The following is a 16,512-nucleotide window of genomic DNA, read 5'->3' as shown; positions in this document are numbered from 1 at the left end:
CGAAGAATCTGAGGCTTAAGAAATACTCATCAGAAAACCATCACTATTTTTAATGCAATCTACCCAAATCCATTATGATGCTATCCACAAAGCAGGCCGCCAGTTATATCAAGATCCTGCTGGACAAAACACGCGGCAATCATTCTCTTGCTTTAACCATTTTTAAGAAACTATTTGAAGAGCTTCCTGAGCAAATCGATGCCATCAAGGATGCACTGGATAGCCAACAGTACTCAGTTGCCCAGCAAATCACCCATAAATTGCACGGCTCGGCAAGTTTTTGCGGCTTAAACGACATACAAGAACCGGCATGCGCTCTGGAAAGCAATTTATTGAATCATGATTACGAGTCAGCTAATCGGCATTTCCAAGTATTGCGGCGATGCATCCTGAATTTTACCAGTCATCAGACTGCCATAATCGCCGAGCTTGTCGATAATTCAAGACAATAAAAAAGCCCTTAGCGGGCTTTTTTATTGTGGCAAGACTGGCAGGCTAGGATTATTTCAACTCATCAAGCAATTCCAGCGCCACCTTTCTCTGCTCCGACGAGCCTTTTTCATATACCTCATCAGCAATATCTCTGGCCGCCTCGGCATCGCCCATATCAAAATAAGCTTTTGCCAGATCCAGCTTGGTCGCCCATTCGTCCATATCGGACAACTCGGAAACATAAGACTCGCCGTCCTCCCCTTCTGAAATCGGCATATCCAGATCAAAATTGAACTCAAAATCATCGTGGACATCCTTATCCGCGTCTGCTGAATTATCGACAGTAAAATCGAAATCCTGGAAATTTAAAGTTGCATCATTATCGTCCAGAGTAATTAAATCGAATTCACCGTTTTCTTTTGCTTCGGTTTCATTTGACTTGAAATCAAACGATTCAATTTCTTGCTCACGCGCATCGTCTATGCTTTCGCCAACTGATTCTGCGCTGGCCGAGTCTTGTACTAATAGATTTAAATCAAGACTATCATTATTTCCATGATCGTCTTCAACTTCAAAAGCCGTCATGTCAAAATCCAGTGCAGCATCCTTGTATTCGGCGGCTTCCTGATCAGAAGAAACGTCAAAAGCTATCGCATCGGAATTTGACAGTTTATCCTCTGTTTCGATTACATCTTGAGCTGGTGATGAATCAAACTCAAACATCTCAAAATCCATTTCACCGACATCGTCCGATTCCGCGGTATCATCGTTATGCGCCTCTGTGAAATCGGCATGCCTGTTTTCCTCAACGACTGCACTTTCATTCAAGACAGGCTCAGAAGAAAACAGCGCGGAATCAGGGCAGATTTCACTACCCATCTCAACAACTTTTGCCCAGAAATCAGGCTCATCTTTTTTTCCTGCCGCTGCCAATTCGCTGGCATAAGTCTCAAAAGCCTGTTTATTTTCATTAGAATAGAAAATTTCCAGCAATTTCAACATGCATTCATCACGGTCCGGCTGCTCTTTAATGGCATGCCGCATGAGTTCTTCCGCTTGTTGATATCTGCCATAGGCCAGATAAACATCGGCTTCGGAAATCGGGTCAATTTCATTCTGATCCGTGTCGAATGCGCCAAAATCACTGGGCGTGAACTCGCTTAAGAAAGAACTTTCGCCAACTGTGCCGACATTATAGGCCATGCTGTCATCAACAATCGGCACAGAGAGATTTTCAGAAGTCTCCGTTCTGTTCCTCCAGCTGGACGATGCGAACATGCTCTCCGCGCTCATTTCCTCATCAATCTTGCGTTTACGCCACCATAGCCAACCCAGCAAGGATAAAACGCCAACCCCCATGCCACCAACGGCCAGATAATAATTATCGGACTCAGGCTCCGGATGAACAACCGGCTTAGGCTTAGGCTCAGGTGCTGGCTGAGCCGCCGGCTTGGCTGACTCAACAGCAGCCGGGCTTGCAGGTTGATTCTGCAATGAGGCAAGCTGTTCATCTTTTAACGCCAGCAATCTTTGCGTCTCAGCCAGCTGATTTTCAAGCTCAGCCAATTTTTGTTGGGCCGCCGCATCGGTTGCCGCTGCCCCGCTCGCGCCTGTAGGGGCAGCCGCCGCCTCAACCTTCGTCTGTTGTGCGTCAGTTGCTGATTTATCGGCTGTAGGCTGATCGCTTTTTGCAGCGATTGCCACATTTTCTGTCACTGTTGCCTCGGTCGGCGCAATCAGTTTTAAATGATTATCGCCGGCCGTTTCCTTAGCCGCATCTGCCGAAACAGAAGCTGGCTTCTCAACAGAAGCAGCCTTCTCCACCGGTGCCGGTTTTTCAGCAGGAACAGCTTTCTCGACAGGAGCTGGCGCATCGGCGCGATTTTTCCAAGCCTCTTTTTGCCGGTTGAATTCAGCCAAGGCATCCTTCCTGGACAACTTCAGAATGGCCTCTTTTTCCGGAATTTTCAGTTTTTTCCCGGCGATCAAGGCGTTTACATTCTGTTTATAGAATGCAGCAGGATTTTGCTGATACAACGCCACCATCATCTGTTCCATGGACACATCACGATGATTGTTCACGCGCTTGGCTACCTTCCAGAGCGAGTCATTCCTATTGACGATGACATACCCTTTCTCAATGCCTGCAGTACGTTGCGGTCCTGCCTGTGGTCTTGGCGCCTGTTGACGTTGAGGGGTAATATCTTGCTCCGGCTCGTAAGGCTCGTAGCTTTCAACGCGCGTCGAGACAGGGATCGTGGCTTGGCTATAAGCGGCAGGAGGATCCACCAGTACGGTAAATTCCCGATATAGATTGCCTTTAGGCCAGCTTACTTCGAGCAGCAGATCCAGAACGGGCTCTTTTAATGCTTCTCTTGAACTGAGCTTGATAACAACCGAACCATTAGAGCCAACAACCGGTTCAAATTTGATTTTTGACAGGAAATACGACCACGGTACTCCTGCCTCATCAAATTTATCAGGTGGGGCCAAATTTACTTTGATATCAGCAGCGTTTTCACCTGCCGAAACAACCAAAGGGATCTCAGCATTCAGATTCTGATTAAGGGCTGAGTGCAATTTAATATCGCCAATCCCTAACGGATGAGCACCAATTGGCGCCAGTAATGAAACAACCGCTAAAGTTTTAGTTAAATTGCGCACATTGCCTCCTCCACAAATATTTACCACAGTCTCTTACCGTGAACAATCAAATTACAGATAAGCTTAGACTAGATGTAATTTTTTACCAGCACTTCTGCAATTTGCACGCTATTTAATGCTGCTCCTTTGCGGACATTGTCGCCAACAACCCATAAATCGATTCCCTGAGGATGCGAGATGTCTTCTCTGATGCGGCCGACGAACACATCATCGTGGCCTGACGAATCGGTCACCGCAGTCGGATAGCTGCCGTCCTTGCGCTCATCGAGCACTTTGACGCCGGGTGCTTTTTCAAGCAACGCCCTGACTGCCGCGACATCAATTTTCTTGTGCGTTTCAACATGCACGGCTTCGGAGTGGCCGTAAAAAACCGGCACCCGTACCGCTGTGGCATTGACCCTGACGCTGTCATCGCCGAGGATTTTGCGCGTTTCCCACACCATCTTCATCTCTTCCTTGGTATAGCCGTTGTCCTGGAAGACATCGATTTGCGGCAACACGTTGAAGGCGATCTGTTTCGGATAAACATTGGACTCAGCAGGTTTGCCGTTCAACAATTGCGCTGTCTGCTTGGCCAGCTCCTCGATAGCGTCCTTGCCGGTACCGGAAACAGCCTGATAAGTGCAGACGTTGATCCTGTCGATGCCGACCGCATCGTAAATCGGCTTCAGCGCCACCAGCATTTGAATCGTCGAGCAGTTTGGGTTCGCAATAATGCCGCGGTTCTTGTATTCGGCGATTTTTTCAGGATTCACTTCGGGCACGACCAGCGGAATATCGTCGTCGTAACGGAACTCTGACGTGTTATCGATTACGATACAGCCCGCAGCGGCCGCTTTCGGCGCATAGATGGCCGATACCGAAGCGCCGGGCGAAAACAGGCCGATCTGCGCCTTGGAAAAATCAAATTCGGCCAGATCCTGCACCACTAAATTGCCGCCTTTGAACGGAATGCGCTTGCCGACCGAATTGCTGCTCGCCAGAGCGTACACCTCGCCGACCGGAAAATTGCGCTCTTCCAGAATGGACAGCATCGCTTCGCCGACCGCACCGGTCGCGCCCACGACTGCAACGTTATAAAGCTTGCTCATTGACTATGCTCCCGCTCTTAAAGCTGAAACCACGGCATCACCCATTTGTGCCGTGCTGACTTTAGTCATGCCCTCGGAATAAATATCGGCGGTACGAACCTTGGCATCCAGCGCCGCATTGACCGCTTTCTCGATACGGTCGGCCGCCTCGGCCTGATTAAAGGTGTAACGCAACATCATGCCGGCCGACAAAATGGTCGCCAGCGGATTGGCGATGCCTTTGCCGGCGATGTCAGGGGCTGAGCCGTGAATCGGCTCGTACATGCCTTTACCGTTCGCATCAAGCGAGGCAGACGGCAGCATGCCGATGGAACCGGTCAGCATGGAAGCCGCATCGGACAGGATATCGCCGAACATGTTGGTGGTCACAAGCACGTCGAACTGCTTAGGCGCGCGCACCAGCTGCATGGCCGCGTTATCGACATACATATGGCTGAGCGCGACATCGGGGTAGTCCTTGCCGACCTCGGTCACGACTTCACGCCACAGCTCGGTGCACTCGAGCACGTTGGCCTTGTCGACTGAGCACAGGCGGCGATTTCTTTTTTGTGCGATGCGGAACGCGGAATGGGCAATGCGGCGGATTTCCGATTCGCTGTAGACCAGCGTGTTGAATCCTTGACGTTCGCCGTTTTCAAGCATTCTGATGCCGCGCGGTTGACCGAAGTAAATGCCGCCGGTCAGTTCGCGCACGATCATGATATCGAGGCCTGCCACGACTTCCGGCTTCAAGGTGGAAGCATCAGCCAGTTGCGGATACAAAATGGCCGGACGCAGATTCGAGAACAGCTGCAGTTCCGAACGTATTCCGAGCAGGCCTTTCTCAGGACGTACCGAAATATCCAGCGACTCCCATTTCGGGCCGCCGACCGCGCCCAACAGCACGGCATCGGCTTCTTTGGCCAGATCGAGCGTCTGTTGCGGGAAAGGCGTGCCGTGCACATCATAGGCTGCACCGCCGATCAAACCATTTTCAAAAACCAGCCCTAGATTCATCTCGGCATTCAGGCATTCCAGCACCTTAACCGCTTCCGCGACAATTTCAGGGCCTATGCCGTCACCGGGCAACACTGCAATTTTCTTTGTCATTAACTTTAAAACCTTCTTTTTATATTATGAATACGTTTAAACCGTTACCATTAGTCAGCAAACAGCCAAGGGGCTCTTTTCGCGCGCGCCGCTTCGTAAGCTTTAATCTCATCAGCCTGCTGTAAGGTCAAACCGATATCATCAAGGCCATTCAGCAAACGGTATTTGCGGTTTTCATCGACATCAAAAGCGATTTCCCGACCGGATTGCGTTGTAATCTTCTGTGCAGCCAGATCAATAGTCAGCCGGTAGCCTTCCGTCAATTCATTGAACAGACTGTCGACCACGTCGGCGGGCAGATGAATCGGCAACAAACCATTCTTGAAGCAGTTGTTATAAAAAATATCAGCGAAACTGGGCGCGATAATGGCTCTGAAGCCGTAATCCTCCAGCGCCCAGGGCGCATGCTCGCGAGAGGAGCCGCAGCCGAAATTCTCGCGCGTCAGCAAAATCTCGGCACCTTGATATTCCGGCTTGTTCAGAATGAAATCCTGGTTGAGCGGGCGATTTGTACAATCCATTCCCGGCTCGCCGTGATCCAGATAGCGCCATTCATCGAACAAATAGGGGCCGAAACCGGCACGCTGTATCGATTTCAGAAATTGCTTCGGAATGATCGCATCGGTATCGACATTGGCTCGATCCAGCGGTGCGACCAGCGCCGTGATTTTAGTAAAGGCTTTCATATTACTGACCCTCCCAGGTGCTGACATCGACAAAATGGCCGGCAATTGCCGCAGCGGCAGCCATCGCAGGGCTGACCAGATGCGTGCGGCCGCCGTAACCCTGTCTGCCTTCAAAATTACGGTTCGACGTTGATGCACAACGCTCGCCCGGTTCCAGTCGATCGGCATTCATGGCCAGACACATGGAGCAGCCCGGATCGCGCCATTCAAAGCCCGCTTCGATAAAAATCTTGTCCAGGCCTTCCGATTCCGCCTGACTTTTTACCAGACCGGAGCCCGGCACTACCAATGCCTGCCTGATGTTGCTGGCCACTTTCTTGCCTTTGGCGACAGCAGCCGCGGCACGCAGGTCTTCAATGCGCGAATTGGTGCAGGAGCCGATAAAGACCTTGTCGAGCCTGATATCGGTAATGGCCTGGCCGGCCTTCAGATCCATATATTCGAGCGAACGAATCATGCTCTGCTGTTTGACCGGATTGGTTTCCAGCGCCGGATCGGGAATACTTTCGTCAACAGCCACGACCAGTTCCGGCGAAGTACCCCAAGTCACTTGCGGCTTGATAGTAGCCGCATCGATCTCGACCACTTTGTCGAACACGGCATCGGGATCGGAATGCAGGCGCTGCCACATGCGTTCGGCCATAAACCAATCCGAACCTTTAGGTGAATAAGGCCGGTTGCGATAATAGTCGATCGTGACATCATCGACAGCAATCAGACCGGCGCGCGCACCGGCTTCTATGGCCATGTTGCAGACCGTCATGCGACCTTCCATTGACAGGCCACGAATGGCGTTGCCCGCGAATTCGATCGTGTAACCGGTACCGCCGGCCGTGCCGATCCTGCCGATAATCGCCAGCACGATGTCTTTAGCCGTCACGCCAGGGCCGGTTTGGCCGTTCACGTTGATCAGCATGTTTTTAGCTTTCTTCTGGACCAGGCATTGCGTGGCCAGCACATGCTCGACTTCGGACGTGCCGATGCCGAAAGCCAGCGCGCCGGAAGCGCCGTGCGTGGAGGTGTGCGAGTCGCCGCAGACGACCGTCATGCCGGGCAAAGTCGCGCCCTGTTCGGGGCCGACTACATGAACAATGCCCTGGCGCTCGTCGGCCATATCAAATTCGGTAATGCCGAATTCGGCGCAGTTTTGGTCCAGCGTTTCAACTTGCAGATGCGAGACCGGATCGGCGATGCCTTTATGGCGGTCGGTCGTCGGCACGTTGTGATCGGCCACGGCTAGATTGCGGGATTGCCGCCACGGCTTTCTGCCTTCCATCCGCAGACCTTCAAAAGCCTGCGGCGAAGTGACCTCGTGCAATAGTTGGCGGTCGATGTAGATCAGCGAAGAACCGTCGTCCTGAGTACAAACGACGTGGTCTTCCCATAATTTGTCGTATAAAGTTTTACCTGACATAACTCTCTGGTAGGGTTAAGCCGTCCGCCCGGACGGCTGCATTAATATGAAGTGTCCTGACTGTTCAGCCTAAAATCTCGAAAACCTTGGCAGTGATGTCTTCAACCGATCCAATGCCGCTGATCGATGCGAACTTGACCGGGCGGCCTTCGGCGGAATAATAGCCAACCAGCGGTTTGGTCTGTTCGTGATAAACGCTGAGGCGCTTACGCACGGTTTCTTCTTTGTCATCGTCGCGCTGAATCAAGGGCTCACCGGTAATATCATCGGCGTTGTCGACTTTGGGAGGATTGAATTCGGTATGATAGGTACGACCTGAAGACAAGTGTACGCGGCGGCCTGCCATGCGTTTGACGATTTCCTCATCGGCAACGACAATTTCAATGACGGTATCGATGGTCACGCCCATCGCTTCCAGCCCTTCGGCCTGGGCAATCGTGCGCGGAAAGCCGTCCAGCAGGAAACCATTGGCGCAGTCAGGTTGAGCTATGCGCTCTTTGATCAATCCTAAAATGATGTCGTCGGACACCAGGCCGCCGGCATCCATCACTTTCTTGGCTTCCAGGCCCAGAGGCGTGCCTGCCCGTACTGCCGCCCTGAGCATATCGCCGGTGGAAATCTGCGGAATGCCGTATTTTTCAGTGATAAACTGAGCTTGAGTTCCCTTGCCTGAACCGGGGCTCCCTAAAAGGATGATGCGCATAAATTCTCCAAATGTGCCGCCACAAAACCGAGCACTGATTTTATGGCCAGATAAAATTAGAATCGCCTATTTTATAACACAACCCATTAAATCTCTTGTAAAAATGCGCATGAATCCCTATTCTTATCTGTAATCCTTATCTTTTAGGAGGAAATTCGATGCGCGTTAAAGAATTGATGACCTCAAAAGTATTTACCGTCGAACAACAGGACCTAATAGATCGGGCTTTTTTCCTGATTCACTACGAGAAAATCCGCCATTTGCCGGTCGTTAAAAAAGGCAAAGTGGTCGGCATGGTATCCGACCGCGACCTGTACAAGGCGCTCGGCCCCAAAAACAACCCCAACGTCATTGAAACGGGCGTTACCGAAATGCATGTGATTCCGAAAAAAGTGCAGAACATCATGCGCCGCGGCGTGTTGACCGTCACTCCTGACACCTATGCTTCGGAAGCTGCCGCCTTAATGGCTGATAACAAAGTCGGCGCACTGCCCGTCGTCAATAAGGACGACAAACTGGTAGGCATTTTGTCGGCAACCGATATTCTCCGGGTGTTCTCAACAATCGAAAAAACCAATGAAAACCACGCGCAAACCATGAGCGGCAATGAATAATGCCTAAATTACTTACCGATCAGCAAGCCATCAGCACCACCCAAGCCTGGGTGAAATCATTCATCATCGGCTACAGCATTTGCCCTTTCGCGAAACGCGAATGGGACCGCGGCAGCATTTATTACACGGTCAAACGCACTGCGGACATTGAATATTTTTTGGAGCAGCTGATACAGGAATGCGAGCGGCTGGACAGCGATGACGGCATTGAAACCACGCTGCTGATTTACCCGGAGGCTTTATCGAGCTTCGACGATTATCTGGACTATCTGGACATCGCCGAACGTTTGCTGATCGAGCAGGGCTATGAAGGCATTTATCAGCTGGCGAGCTTTCATCCCGGCTACTGTTTTGAAGGCGCGGCACAGGATGACCCAGCTAATTATACAAACCGCTCTCCCTATCCGATGCTTCATCTGATACGGGAAGAAAGCATCGAGCGGGCCGTGGCCGCCTACCCGCATCCTGAAAACATCCCCGAGCGCAATATCGAACTGACGCGGCGTTTAGGCCTGGCCAAAATGCAGGCTTTGTTAGCGGCCTGCTATCAAGCGGGGCAATAAAGCACCGAAGCAGGCCGATAAAAAACAGCGCAGAAGGCGTAAGCGATGTCTTACGCCTTCTGCCGGGGTTCTGGAAAGATTATTTGGCTTCTTCGCCAGTAGAAGGCGATTCTTCCTTGCTTGCTTCCTCTTCTGCAGGCGTCTCTTCCTTGGCAGGAGGCTCATGCCCCTCCATTCTAACCTCTTCTTCAACCGGAAGTTCTTCGCCGGCCTTAGTTTCAGGGGCCGCAGGTTCTTCAGGTACCGCTTCTTTTTTTGCCCTCACCGCTTCCATGAACTCAACAAACCAGCCCTGTTCTCTGACAGCTGCGATATCCGGGTCATTCATTACGTCATCAACACTAGGCAAGCTGCCTCTATCTCTGGAATCCTCCAAGGCATTCAGACAAGCAGTTTCATCGCCGCGCAAGGCATAAATACAGGCCAGGTTATAGGAAGCTGATCCAGCCTGAATCGCATTGGCTTTTTCAAACTGTTCTTCAGCCATGTCATACAAGTGATCCTCGGGCTTGACGCCTTTAACGCGGGCCAGATCCATATACGCCACGCCACCATCTATGGCCGCGCCCAGGTAATAAGGCTCAAGCGTCAGGCAAAAAGCGAATTTCGATATGGCTTCCTGGTAAAGAGCGGCGGCTTCTTCGCCAGATTTCAGTTTGGCATGATGCAATAAGGCAAATCCCCAGTTGTACAAGGCTTCGGCCAGCATAGGATGGTCGCTTACGACTTCGGCATAGCCCTGATAGACCCTTTTAAACAATTGGTCAGCCTTGCCGGCTTCACTTTTGCGCGCCTCTGCTGTCTGTTTAATGGCTGAATTCAGCTTGGCTCTTTTTGCAAATGCTCCGAATAACGACATGCGCCTATCTCCTCATCTAGTGGGTTATAATTATGGTTATTGATACAGCAACCTTGCATTCTAATGTCCGGATTCAATGTGTCAATAAACACATGACTGAAACACAACCAAGAGAGCGCTTTAATGAGTCACACTGAAACCGATCTGGCTAGGGAAAAAGTCAATCTGGAAACTTCGCAAATAGCCTGGAAAGAACTGCAACGCTTCTTCGCCAACGGCACGGCCGTCTATGTAGCGCCGGAACTGGATCTGGTTGAAGTGGCCTATCAGTTTTCAATGGATAACAAGGCTCAGGTCGAGCAATGGCTTCAAAACAACCAATTGGGCCTGGTATCGGATCAGCAGGCCCTCAGCTGGTTTGAAGCGGACGCTCAGGTTTGGTGCGTAGTGGTCAAGCCCTGGATATTGGTCCAGGGCTAGTGCTTATCGCGCCGCCCTGGCCTTGCCTCTTGAGCCTCTTCTAACTTCCTTGTCGGCACTGTTGCCGGGGCTGGCCCGGCGCCTGTCGATGCTTTTCTTGTGCCGATAATCCTTTTTACCGGTCGTTTTATTCGGCGCATTCTTTTTGGGCATATCGACAACCTTTAACGACACCGGTTCATAGCCGGTGTCGGCAACGCGCGGGATCTGGCGTTTCAGCAGTTTTTCTATTTCCGCCAGCAGATAGGCTTCTTCAGGGCATACCAGCGACAGCGCTTCGCCGCTTGAGCCGGCGCGTCCGGTACGTCCGATACGGTGCACATAATCTTCGGCCACCTGCGGCAAATCGAAATTAACCACATGCGGCAACTGGTCGATATCGAGACCGCGCGCGGCGATGTCGGTTGCAACCAGTACGGCGATCTTGCCGGCTTTAAAATACTCCAGCACCTTGTTGCGCGCGCCTTGCGTCTTATCGCCGTGCAGTGCTCCGGCGCGAATGCCGTCCTTTTGCAGTTGTTTTTCCAGCCTGTCTGCGCCATGTTTGGTTCGCACAAAAACCAGAACCTGCTTCCAGTTGCCGCTGCCGATCAGATAGGACAGCAACTCCCGTTTGTACTCGCGATTGATGCCATAAACCTTCTCTGTAATAGAGTCCGCCGTGGCATTTTGCCTTGCGACTTCAACTTCGACCGGATCATTCAGCACCGATGCAGCCAACCCTTTTATCTCGCTCGAATACGTGGCTGAAAACAGGAGATTCTGGCGGTCAGCAGGCACCCACGAGATAATCTTGCGGATATCGGGCATGAATCCCATGTCGAGCATGCGATCGGCCTCGTCGAGCACCAGCATTTCCACCTTCGACAAGTCGACGTTTTTCTGCTGTACATGATCGATCAAGCGGCCAGGCGTGGCGATGATGATATCGCACCCCCTACGCAAATTGCGCATCTGCCAGTTGATGTTGACGCCGCCGTAAATCGCTTGTGCGTGAAGCGGCAAGTATTTTCCGTAAGTTTTGACGCTCTCATAGACCTGAACGGCCAGTTCGCGGGTCGGCGTCAGGATCAGCGCACGCACAGGACGCGGTTTTTGCGGGCGCATTGAATGCACCATTAAACGCTGCAGCAAAGGCAGCGTGAAACCCGCCGTTTTGCCGGTGCCTGTCTGAGCGCCAGCCAGCACATCGCGACCTTCCAGAATCAAAGGAATAGCCTGCTGCTGAACAGGTGTAGGTGTGGCATAGCCTTGATCGGCGACGGCTTTAAGGAGTTCCTCGGTTAATCCGAGTTGTTCAAATGACATTAGATACCTCTAGTAAGAGAAAATGGTTTAGGTTCTATCGACATTTCATAAAAATCCAACAAAATCTCTGCCCATCCTGAGCACAGATGAATAGCGGAACGAAACTAGCCGATAAAAACAATGAAATTTCTAACCAATAGTCGTTGAACGTATTTGAATTTCAAACGTTTTTACACTGTTGGGAATATGAAGTAGGGAAGTTTTTTGCATACGGACTGCAGTCAATGCCCAGGTGCGGAAAGTCTCGATCGATAGTGCAAACACCTGCGATATACCTGTGCTGTCGGAGCGACTGGCAGAACAGCTAACTGAGCGAAGCCTTATGGCGCTTAAAAAACAATTTTACTACTAAAATTCATGCCAGCATAGAGACAGAGATACCGGGCAGCCCGCTGGATCTTATTCTGGCCGTTAGATTAGGCAGTGATTCGAGCGGGCAGATAACTTGTTAGGTTTGACGCTGGAGAGCTTTATTGAGTGATTACATCTAATGCTTGCCTTCAAACAATCACTAAAAATCAATGGGCCTATCAGCGCAAGGTATTGCGATTGATATCAACAGCTAACTTGCACGTTGGCAAATCCATATGGAGCGATAATTTTTACGCCAAATTTAATTTGACAGACGTTTCCAGAAAGCCAGAAACGGCCAGATCAGGCCCGAACCTGCATATGACAGCAATTTGTGGCGCAGAATTCTACGACATCCTCACTCCTGCGGCTTTAATCAATGAGTGCTTGCCGAACTGACTTCCTGCATTAGAGAAGAATTGGCGTTTTTATTTAAATTCTCTATTTGAATCTGATGATGCCTGTTAAGGCTTTCCATTTGTATTTCATGTTGCCTTTTTACGTTTTCTATTTGGATCTGCTGTTGCTTCAGTATAGAAGACATCTGATTTCGCTGTTGAATAACCAGTTCTGCAATTTGTTTTTTTTGAACCTCAAGTAAGTCATTAAGCGCTTTTGTACTCAATTCATTGTTCATAATATGTCCTTAAATTATATAGCTTCTCAAATAAATAACTTCTTTGTTGCAATTAAAACGCTGCTTTTTAATAGTCGCCTTATTAATAATGCATAATTTCAATTTCTAAAAAAGTGTATAGCGAAAGAAAAACATTAACATTTTACAAACAGTATTTTTAAATTTAGATTGCATATAAAAAGTTATGTTTAAGCATATCTCAGATTATCCACTTTCTTGATCACTTGGCAGAGTATTGCGCTTAATCGTCATATCATAATTGGATAATAAATTAAGATACTACCCTTTCCATATTGAAAGAAAAATGTGGATTTCTAAAATTCCATATAATTAAGCCCTGCATATACGCTCCGGCTCATTTCCTTTGTGAGTAGCTTTATGAAGTGAATCCCGGACTTTACGTCCGAGTAATATCTCTTCCCAGCAATCGCTGTGAGAGCTTAGCCGCTCGCTTGTTCATGCGAAAATCATTCTGCGTCATACCGTTACCGTACACATCGATAAACTCTCTGGTTTCAGGCAACCAGAGGTGTTGCCGAAAAAAACTTTCCTGGTTAAAACCTATTTTTAAAGTGTTTTTCTGAGATGCCAAATTGTAGCTGTATACGAAGGTCACTAATTTATTAAGACGAATTTTATTAAACGCAAAATCCATTACTAAAAGAGTAGCCTCTGCGCCAATAGAGCCATTACGATCTACAGGATCTGGAATACCAATCAGAAACTCGGCTTTTCTATGATCCATCTGAATATCAACAAGATTGGCAATGCCTATAGAACACTTGGTGTGCGAATCAGATATCCTGGTAATAACCCAGCTCATCGACTTTTTTCGACAAGGATGAATCAACTCCTCTTCTCGAAGTTTTAAAGCCAGACTTTCCGGGTCCTTATTGCGAGGAATAAAACAGTTATATAGCGCCATAAACTCACGATTTTGAGAACAGCGCCACAGATACGCAGCATCATCTTCACAAAAACGCTTTAGGCAAATCCTTTTCCCATAGAGCGATTCAAGCCATATCGGGTCAACTTCAGCGAGATTAGAAGCCGCTTTATCAAAATCAGGCCGTAGCTCTAATGCCTTACGAAAGCATTCTTGTGCCTCAATGGCGTTATATTGTTCTTTCAGAGCCTGCCCTAAGTTGTTATAAGCGTCTGGACTATCTGGCTGCAAATCGATCACTTTACGATAACAGTCAATGGCATCGCTTATCTTACCCATTCTGTACATAGCATTGCCTAGCGTGTTGTACACTTCCAAGCGGGTACTGTCCAACGATAAAGCATATTTGCAATACTTTATAGCATCATCGATACGTTCCTGCTCCAATAATGCATTACCATAATTCCCATAAAATTCAGCGCGCTTAGGAGCACTGGTTATCGCTTTAATGAAATACTCATTAGCTATTTCGTAACGCCGTGTTCGCGCATAAATAATAGCGAGTAAATGCAAGGCATCCGGCTGATTCGGATGCCTTGCATTTACTCGCTGACATAATGTTTCCGCTTTTTCAAATTGTCCTGCTTGCAGATAACCGACAATCTTTCTCAAGGCATCCGACAACGAAACCGTTGAAACAATCGCTGCCACCACTATCACTCCTTTTCATCGAGGCGACTGGAAAATACCCACCAGGATTTAACCTCCTGATGGGTATTTCTTATCATGCAAGTTTAAAAAATATCATTCTCGTTGAGCCTGATCTTAAACTGAGGCTCAATTCAATCATGATAAATTTAAACCTTACTACACTGAGTATAAAACACCGGCTTGATTACCAGCTATATCGGTTACTCCTACAAGCGAGATAGGGTTTTCAGGAACTGCATCATTCTCAATGGAGAAAGTCACATCACCAGTATCTCTATGCACATCCAATGCATCGCCATTATCCGGCGCGCTTCCGTGATTAACTCTTGCCGCCGGATCGGCTGCTGGAGCGGCTACATCACTGCTGGCTGGGGCTGTCACCCTAATATCCCTGCTGGCTGGAGTTGGAACGCTAATATGGCTGCTGGTCGGGGTAGTTACGGCAATATCATTGTCGGCTGGAGTAGTTACGGTAATATCTCGACCGACAGGGGTAGTTACAGTGATACCGCTGTTATCCGGAGCTACAGGCGCACTGTCTAACGGAACGCTGGTCTGCGATACTGGCTCTGTCGTACCAAGTGCTGTCGCAAAGTTCAGCGTGGTTTCATCACTCACGCCTGCAAAGGCATTGCCGGTCAGATCCGTAACCACGCCCGCGTCCAGCTGGACGAAATAATTGCTGTCTGTCAGCAGATCTTCCGCCGGATTAATGGTCAAGGTATTGGTCGTGCCGTTCTTACTGAAGCCAAAACTCACCTGGCTGCCGTCGTTGATGTCGATAGTACGCACATCGTCCAGACCATTGCTGATGACAATATTGCCGCTGCCGGGTTGAATGCTCTCATCAAAGGTCAAGATAATATCGCTGTTGACCGCCACATCAAACGCATCGTCCTGCGGCGTGATGGACTGCAGTGTCGGCGCAACCGTATCGAGCGGCGCTGTCACAAAGTTCAGCGTAGTTTCGTCGTTCACACCCGCAAAGGCATTGCCTACCAGATCCGTAACTACGCCCGCGTCCAGCTGGACGAAATAATTGCTGTCCGCCAGCAGATCTTCCGCCGGATTGATGGTGACGGTATTGGTCGTGCCGTTCTTACTGAAGCCAAAACTCACCTGACTGCTGTCATTGACGTCGATAGTGCGCACATCGCCCAGACCGTCACTGATGACAATATTGCCGCTGCCGGGTTGAATGCTCTCATCAAAGGTCAGGATAATATCGCTGTTGACAGCCACATCAAGTGCATCGTCCTGCGGTGTGGTGAACTGCAGTGTCGGCGCAGTCTCGTCTGAAGACACTTGGTCAATAATTTGCCCATTACTATCGTACCAGGTAGTAGTGATGCCGTCAGAGTACGTGTTGCCAATAAACTGGCCGCCGGCATCATAGGTGTAAGTCGACTCGCTGGAGCCGCTGCCTCCGTTGCTGTCCGACCAGCTGCTGCTGTAGGTTTGTACGGTATTGCCGGCGCTGTCAGTGCTGGTGATGTTGCTCCATTCTGAGGTGTAACTGTAGCCCTGATTGTCGGTAGTGGTGCTGCTGCCCCAGGAGTTTCCGCTCGCGTCGTAGGTGGAAGTCGACTCGCTGTAGCCGCCGCCTCCGTTGCTATCCGACCAGCTACTGATGTAAGTCTGGACGGTATTGCCGGCGCTGTCGGTACTGGTACTGTTGCTCCAATTGGAGGTGTACCTATAGCCTTGACTATCGGTAGAGGTGCTGCTGCCCCAGGAGTTTCCGTTCGCATCGTAATAGCTGGTGCTGCTGTAGCTGTTGCCCAAACCGTCATCGTAGCTATAGGTGCTGCTATGACCGGTTACCACGCCGTTCGCGTCATAAGTGGTGATATTGCCGTATCCGTCATCATGGAAATAGCCGCCTTGGCCGTCCGGCGTGAGCTGTGAAACATCGACGCTTTGGCTCACGATGTTCCAGTTGCTGTCGTATACCGTGGTAGTGATACCGTCAGAGTATGTGCTGCCAATAAACTGGCCGCTGGCGTCATAGGTGTAAGTCGACGTACTGGAGCCGCTGCCTCCGTTGCTGTCCGACCAGTTGCTGGTGTAGGTCTGAACAGTAT

The 16,512-nt window shown here is 49.9% G+C and carries 15 protein-coding genes; 4 read left to right on the top strand and 11 right to left on the bottom strand.

The window, feature by feature from the left end:
• Positions 1–74 precede the first annotated feature (74 nt).
• Entirely contained in the window at positions 75–452 is a 378-nt protein-coding gene (locus tag IT781_RS02170) for an Hpt domain-containing protein (RefSeq protein WP_228778862.1), read from the top strand.
• Between the two features lie 49 nt (positions 453–501).
• Here the strand turns inward: IT781_RS02170 and IT781_RS02165 are convergent, their stop codons facing one another.
• The 6 genes from IT781_RS02165 to adk form a co-directional block, all read right to left on the bottom strand.
• Entirely contained in the window at positions 502–3,096 is a 2,595-nt protein-coding gene (locus IT781_RS02165) for a FimV/HubP family polar landmark protein (RefSeq protein ID WP_370526892.1), read from the bottom strand.
• A 68-nt stretch (positions 3,097–3,164) separates the two neighbouring features.
• The gene (locus IT781_RS02160) at positions 3,165–4,187 is read right to left on the bottom strand and encodes an aspartate-semialdehyde dehydrogenase (RefSeq protein WP_194968488.1); all 1,023 of its coding nucleotides are present in this window, start codon (positions 4,185–4,187) and stop codon (positions 3,165–3,167) included.
• A 3-nt stretch (positions 4,188–4,190) separates the two neighbouring features.
• Positions 4,191–5,276 carry a 3-isopropylmalate dehydrogenase gene (gene leuB, locus IT781_RS02155; protein ID WP_194968487.1) on the bottom strand — a complete coding sequence of 362 codons (1,086 nt, stop codon included), beginning with the start codon at positions 5,274–5,276 and terminating at the stop codon, positions 4,191–4,193.
• 50 nt (positions 5,277–5,326) lie between these two features.
• Entirely contained in the window at positions 5,327–5,962 is a 636-nt protein-coding gene (leuD, locus tag IT781_RS02150; RefSeq protein WP_194968486.1) for a 3-isopropylmalate dehydratase small subunit, read from the bottom strand.
• Position 5,963: 1 nt separating this feature from the next.
• Positions 5,964–7,376, bottom strand: coding sequence for a 3-isopropylmalate dehydratase large subunit (gene leuC, locus IT781_RS02145; protein ID WP_194968485.1), 1,413 nt, complete (start codon positions 7,374–7,376; stop codon positions 5,964–5,966).
• Between the two features lie 64 nt (positions 7,377–7,440).
• On the bottom strand, positions 7,441–8,079 hold the full coding sequence (gene adk / locus IT781_RS02140) for an adenylate kinase (RefSeq protein WP_194968484.1): 639 nt from the start codon (positions 8,077–8,079) through the stop codon (positions 7,441–7,443).
• A 158-nt stretch (positions 8,080–8,237) separates the two neighbouring features.
• Between adk and IT781_RS02135 the strand changes: the two genes are divergently transcribed.
• Positions 8,238–8,693 (top strand): CBS domain-containing protein, encoded by a 456-nt coding sequence (locus IT781_RS02135; RefSeq protein WP_194968483.1) that lies wholly within the window; start codon positions 8,238–8,240, stop codon positions 8,691–8,693.
• A complete protein-coding gene (locus IT781_RS02130) occupies positions 8,693–9,256 on the top strand; it encodes a DUF1415 domain-containing protein (RefSeq protein ID WP_194968482.1) in 564 nt (187 codons plus the stop codon). Before IT781_RS02135 ends, IT781_RS02130 begins: the two co-directional genes overlap by 1 nt.
• Before the next feature lie 79 nt (positions 9,257–9,335).
• Here IT781_RS02130 and IT781_RS02125 read toward each other — a convergent pair whose 3' ends face one another.
• On the bottom strand, positions 9,336–10,115 hold the full coding sequence (locus tag IT781_RS02125) for a hypothetical protein (protein WP_194968481.1): 780 nt from the start codon (positions 10,113–10,115) through the stop codon (positions 9,336–9,338).
• Between the two features lie 123 nt (positions 10,116–10,238).
• Here IT781_RS02125 and IT781_RS02120 point away from each other — a divergent pair, with 123 nt between their 5' ends.
• Complete coding sequence (locus IT781_RS02120; RefSeq protein WP_194968480.1) at positions 10,239–10,535, top strand: DUF2288 domain-containing protein; 297 nt, start codon at positions 10,239–10,241, stop codon at positions 10,533–10,535.
• 3 nt (positions 10,536–10,538) lie between these two features.
• Here IT781_RS02120 and IT781_RS02115 read toward each other — a convergent pair whose 3' ends face one another.
• The 4 genes from IT781_RS02115 to IT781_RS02100 form a co-directional block, all read right to left on the bottom strand.
• On the bottom strand, positions 10,539–11,843 hold the full coding sequence (locus IT781_RS02115) for a DEAD/DEAH box helicase (RefSeq protein WP_194968479.1): 1,305 nt from the start codon (positions 11,841–11,843) through the stop codon (positions 10,539–10,541).
• Between the two features lie 727 nt (positions 11,844–12,570).
• Positions 12,571–12,831, bottom strand: coding sequence for a hypothetical protein (locus IT781_RS02110; RefSeq protein ID WP_194968478.1), 261 nt, complete (start codon positions 12,829–12,831; stop codon positions 12,571–12,573).
• Between the two features lie 397 nt (positions 12,832–13,228).
• Positions 13,229–14,428 (bottom strand): GNAT family N-acetyltransferase, encoded by a 1,200-nt coding sequence (locus tag IT781_RS02105; RefSeq protein WP_194968477.1) that lies wholly within the window; start codon positions 14,426–14,428, stop codon positions 13,229–13,231.
• Between the two features lie 156 nt (positions 14,429–14,584).
• Positions 14,585–16,512 (bottom strand): Ig-like domain-containing protein (locus IT781_RS02100; protein ID WP_194968476.1); only part of this gene is annotated, 1,928 nt, incomplete at its 5' end.

The organism is Methylobacter sp. BlB1, assembly GCF_015476545.1.
GTDB lineage: Bacteria > Pseudomonadota > Gammaproteobacteria > Methylococcales > Methylomonadaceae > Methylobacter.
Note: the sequence above shows the minus strand (reverse complement) of the source record. Positions and strands in the feature narration are given on the sequence as shown.